Annotated in this window: 1 protein-coding gene; it reads left to right on the top strand. The window is 64.0% G+C overall.

Annotated features, from left to right (window positions below; translation table 11 throughout):
* Window positions 1–19 precede the first annotated feature (19 nt).
* Complete coding sequence (locus G6N73_RS35525; protein WP_165034517.1) at window positions 20–1,402, top strand: IS1380 family transposase; 1,383 nt, start codon at window positions 20–22, stop codon at window positions 1,400–1,402.
* The last annotated feature ends 166 nt before the right edge of the window (window positions 1,403–1,568 follow it).

The raw sequence follows: 1,568 nt of genomic DNA, 5'->3' as shown, positions 1-1,568 counted from the left end.
GTTCAATGGACGGGGTCCGATGCAAACACACTGTAGCTGCGATCAGCTCGAATTTGAAGGCTTCGACGGCCACAAAGTGGTCGCCGGTTTCGACGGCGGAGCGATTACTTCGGATGCTGGCGCCTTGCTTCTGCGCCACGTTGATAAAGCCGTCGGCCTGTTCCGCCGGGTGGCCGCCGGCTTCATCGACCGACGCGATCCGGACTGCACGGTGCATAGCGTACAGACGCTGGTTGGACAGCGGATCGCCGCGATCGCGCTGGGCTACGAGGACGTTGACGACCACGACACGCTGCGCCACGACCCGGTGCTGGCCCTCCTGTCGGAAAGCCTGACGCCGAAGCGGGAGGACTGTGCGGTGCTTGCCGGCAAGTCGACGCTCAACCGGCTGGAGCACGGCCGCGTCGGGGAGCCGACGCGCTACCACAAGATCGGCCACGACACGCAGGCGATCGAAGCCCTGTTCGTCGACCTGTTCCTGGAAGCCCACGAGAAGTCACCGGGCGAGATCGTTCTCGATCTGGATGCCACCGATGATCCGCTGCACGGACACCAGGAAGGCCGGTTCTTCCACGGCTACTACAACTGCTACTGCTATCTGCCGCTCTACGTCTTCTGTGGACGGCACCTGCTGGCGGCAAAGCTCAGGCGTTCCAACATCGATGCCAGCAAGGGATCGGTCGACGAGGTCGAGCGGATCGTTCGGCAGATCCGCAGGAAATGGCGCAGAGTGCGCATCATCCTGCGTGCCGATTCCGGCTTTGCCCGCGACGAGCTGATGAGCTGGTGCGAAGCCAATCGCGTCGACTATGTCTTTGGGATCGCCCGCAACGAGCGGCTGGAGAAAAGGATTGCCCCGGCCTTGCAGGAAGCCTGCCGGGTATCCAGGAAAAGCGGCCAGGCTGCGCGTGTGTTCCGCGACTTCCTGTGGTCCACGAAAGACAGCTGGTCGCGCCGCAGGCGGGTCATCGCCAAGGCCGAGTGGACGACGCAGGGGGCCAATCCGCGCTTCATCGTCACTTCGCTCAAAGCAAAGCGTTGGGCGGCACGGGCGCTTTACGAGGATCTCTATTGCGCCCGCGGCGACATGGAAAACCGGATCAAGGAGTGCCAGCTCGACCTCTACGCCGACCGCACCAGTGCCCACACCATGCGCGCCAACCAGCTGCGCCTCTGGTTCGCCTCGTTTGCGTATGTCCTGATCTGCGCCTTGCGCCGCCTCGGCCTCGCCCACACCCGGCTCGCCGAGGCCACTTGCGGCACGATCAGGCTTAAGCTGCTGAAAATCGGCGCACAGGTTCGCGTCTCGGTGCGCCGCATCAAAGTCGCAATGGCTTCGGCGTGCCCCTATGCCGACGAGTTTGCTCTGGCACACGCCCGAATACGTGCCGCGGCCCGGTGACGCCGCAGGACCTGAACCTTACCGTCAACAACAGAGGATACATTGCAAAGCTCCGATCGTCGCACGCCGCGGCACCGACTGCGCTCGTCTTCGAGTTCCCGGCGCGATGCCAGCGCCTGGCCGGGCCAAAACGCCGCCTAACGTCAGATGCGGTGAGAGAAGCGGG

The sequence above is a fragment of the Allomesorhizobium camelthorni genome (assembly GCF_011045125.1).
Lineage (GTDB): Bacteria > Pseudomonadota > Alphaproteobacteria > Rhizobiales > Rhizobiaceae > Allomesorhizobium > Allomesorhizobium camelthorni.
Note: the sequence above shows the minus strand (reverse complement) of the source record. Positions and strands in the feature narration are given on the sequence as shown.